General features: G+C 69.2%; 1 protein-coding gene. It reads left to right on the forward strand.

Going from position 1 to position 3,887, the window contains the following annotated elements; translation table 11 throughout:
- The coding region (locus tag ACF8ML_RS02175) for a DUF6765 family protein (protein ID WP_392406164.1) at positions 1-3,887 on the forward strand (3,887 nt) is incomplete at both ends.

Genomic DNA, 3,887 nt, shown 5'->3' on the forward strand with positions numbered 1-3,887 from the left:
CCCAGCCTGTGCGCCAGCCAGCAGCCGGGCAACGGCATCGTGCGCATCGAAGGCCCGGATACAAAGGGCACCAAGGAAACCAAGCCCGGCCAGGAACGGCACTACACCTGGCAATGGATGGACGGGCGCGAGCTGCGCTTCAACCACCGGGGGCGCCTGACCCGCATCAGCCTGCCCTCGGGCGAACAGGTCCGCCTGGACTACAACGCCAAGGGCAACCGCCTGCTCAAGGTCACCGACCCGCAGGGGCGCAGCCTGCGCCTGCACTACGCCCAATCTTCGGGCGAGGGCAGCTTCACCGGCGTGCAGGCCATCGACACCCCGCTGGGCCGCATCGACTACCGCCACGGCAGCGCACCGTTGCCCGGCAGCACCCAGCCCCAGGCCAAGCTGAACGCCAGCCTCGTGCAGGTCAGCCTCCCGTCGGCCGATGGCCAAGCCCCGGTCCAGCGCCACTACCACTATGAGGACCCGCGCCACCCCACCTTGCTCACCGGCATCAGCGTCCAGGGCCAGGGCAGTGACGGCAAGCCCATGGACGAGCGCATCGCCAGCTACGCCTACGGCGACACCGGCCGCGCCACCTTGAGCGTGCGCGGCCCGCCGGACAGCCAGCAGGAAAAAGTCACCCTGGACCTCAGCCAGCCCTGGAAGAACACCCTCACCAACAGCCTTGGGCAAACAACCACCTACCACTACGACACCATCGGCGGGCAATGGCGATTGCTTGAAGTGCGCGGCCCGGGCTGCGCCAGCTGCGGCCCCGGCGACATGCGCTACCGGTACGACGCGCAAGGGCGCCTGACCGAAGCCACGCGGCTCGATCCCGCAGGCCGCCCGCTGGAAGGCACGCGCACCGAGCTGGACCCCTTCGGCCGCCCGCTGGCCGTGTACCGCATTCCCTACACACAAGGCCAAGCCCGGGCCCCGCAGCTGCAGGTGCGCTACGGCTACGGCAAGGACCCCTGGAAGCAATACGCGCCCGAACTCATCGCCCGGCCCAGCGTCGTGCCCGGGCACGAACACCAGATCCGCATCCGCTACAACAGCAGCCGCCAGCCGCTGCAGATCACCGAGGCGGGCTTCAGCCCATTGGATGCCCAGGGCCAGCCCGCAGGCAATGCGGACGGCGCCACGCCCATCGAGCGCAGCACGCGCTACCGCTACACCGAGATCAACGGCCGCAGCGTGCTGGTGGACATCGACGGGCCGCTGCCCACCTCGCTGGCAGGCTATGACGATGGAAGCCCGGCGCAGAACGACCTCACGCGGCTGCGCTGGGACCGCAGCGGCAGCCACGTCACGCGCGTGCTGCAGCCCGATGGCACCGCCGTGGCGCTGGAGCATGACCAGGCCGGGCGCATCACGACCCGCACCGAAGACGACGGCGTGCGGCGCCTTCAGCGCCAGATGCGCTACAGCGCCCTGTCCGCCAACGCCCTGCAGGCCGAAGAAATCACCACCACCGGCTGGCTGCTGGACGCCGACGGCCAGCCCCGCGCCAGCAGCCAGCTGAGCCTGAATCCATACCGCATCCGCCACGACGCCCTGGGCCGCCCCAGCCAGGCCATCGACACGACAGGCCGCAGCACCACCTGGACCTACCAGGGCAGCACCCAGGCTAGGCTCGATGGCCTGGGCAACCGGGGCCAGATCGAGCGCGACAGCGAAGGCCGCATCACGCGGCTGGGCCTGTACCGCGAAGGCCAGGACCTCCCCGAACGTGCGGCCTACTACGGCTGGAATGCGCAAGGGCGCCTGAGCCACCGCCTCCTGCCCGATGGGCGCCTGGACAGCTACACCTACGGCGACGCGGGCGAGCTGCTCCAGCACACCGATGGCGACGACACCCGCACGCGCTGGCTGGACAACGGCAGTCTCCATGCCAGCCTGTCGCAAACGCCCGATGGGGCGGTACGGCTGGCATTGCAAGGCCCGGCCAGCGCGGCGATGGAGCAGATCACCAGCCAATCCCGGAGCACCCAACCCGCCGAACGCCGCCAGGCCCTGCACGACGACTTCGGCCGCACCGTCTGGCTCCAGCTTGCCGATCATGGCCGCCAAAGCGCACGCTACAACGAAGCCGATCAATTGCTGGTGCACACCCGCGCCGACGGCAGCAGCACCCACTACCAATACGCCCCCAGCGGGCGTCTGCTGGCCAAGCGCTACGAAGCGGCGCCCGGGGCAGATCGTCGCTCTTCCTCGCAAACCCGGCTGCACTACCAGGGCCGGCTGCTGCAGACCATCGACAGCAACTGGCAGCGCGAGTCCATCGAATACGACGCCCTGGGCCGCCCCGTGGCACGCACCATTGCGCTGGCCACGCCCGACGGCCAGGCCGAGCATACCTATCGCACCGCCACGCGCTATGGCCCGGACGGCTGGGTCCACAGCCGCACCCTGGCCGATGGCCGCGTACTCGTCACCCGGCGCGGCCCCGCCAGCGAAGGCGCCAGCGTGCAAGGGCTGCAACTGCAAAGCGCCTGGGTGGCCGGCCTGCTGCAGGCCAGCGACCACTGGCTGGGCGCCGGCGCCACAGGCTTGCTCGAACGCCTGCTGCCCGCGCAGACGGTGGTCGGCGACATCCAAACAGACGCCTTCAACGGCCTGCAGCACTACACGGCAGGCAATGGCCTGGCCACCTCGCGCCAATACGACATTGCCGGGCGCCTCACGCAGCAGACCACCGGGCAAGGCACATCACAAGGCAGCGCACCCATCCTCAGCCAGCGCTACCGCTACGGCGTGGGCCCGCGCATCCGCGCCATCGAGCAGGAGGGGCCACCAGCCGGCCTGCACAAGACCGACTACCGCTACCAGGGCTTCGGCAGGCTGGTGCAGGACAACGCACCGTCAGCACCAGCGCCCGTGCAGCGCGACAGCCAGGGTCGCACCGTCCAGGACGCGTTGCACCGCTACACCTACACCGAAGCAGGACAGCTCCAGGGCATCAGCGACCACCAGGACCGGCCCATCGCCAGCTACCGCTACAACAGCCTGGGCCAGCGCGTGGGCAAGACCGTGCACCAGGGCGACAGGCAAACGCACAGCCACTACCTGTGGCAGGACAACCGGCTCGTCGCGGAAATGGATGGCGAAGGCCGCATCACCAGCCAGTACCTGTACCTGAACGAGGGGACTCGCACCCTGCCCATCGCCAAGCTGGAATCCGCGCACAACCGGGACAACGCCAGCGGCAAGGCGCGCATGCTGCACATCCACAACGACCACCGGGGCAGTCCGCAGGCCATGACGGACGCAGGCCAGCGCGTGGTCTGGCGTGCCCACCAGACGCCCTGGGGAGCGCCGGCCATGCATCAGGCCGGCCACACAAGCCTGCCCCGGCAGCAGGCCGTGCTCAACCTGCGCCTGCCGGGCCAGTACTTCGACGAGGAAAGCGGACTGCACGACAACTGGCACCGCAGCTACGACCCGGCCAGCGGCCGCTACCTGCAGCCGGACCCGCTGGGCTACCCGGACGGACCCGATGCCTACCTGTATGCCGGCGGCGACCCGCTCAACCGCATCGATCCCACCGGGCTGTACCAGGAGGACATGCACTACTACATGGTCTTCTTCCTGGCCCTGGCCGCCGGCCTGGACTACGAACCTGCGCGCATCACGGCGCTGGCTTCGCAGTACGTGGATGACAACCCCATCACCAAGCCGCTGGACGATGCCAACACCCTCACCACGGTGGGCTCGATCTTCAAGAACCACCGGCAACTGCTGTGGTACCACTTCACGCTGTCCGACGACAAGGGCACCACGCTGCCCCAGTACGCCAACGACAACGTCAACAGCGTGGTGGGCAACCTGAGCCCGCAACTGAACAACCTGCTCAACGCCAGCCGGCTGGGCAACCCGGCCCAGCCCTGTGCCGA

Origin of the sequence: Delftia sp. WSY_10, from assembly GCF_043104705.1 — a bacterium.
Lineage (GTDB): Bacteria > Pseudomonadota > Gammaproteobacteria > Burkholderiales > Burkholderiaceae_C > Comamonas > Comamonas tsuruhatensis.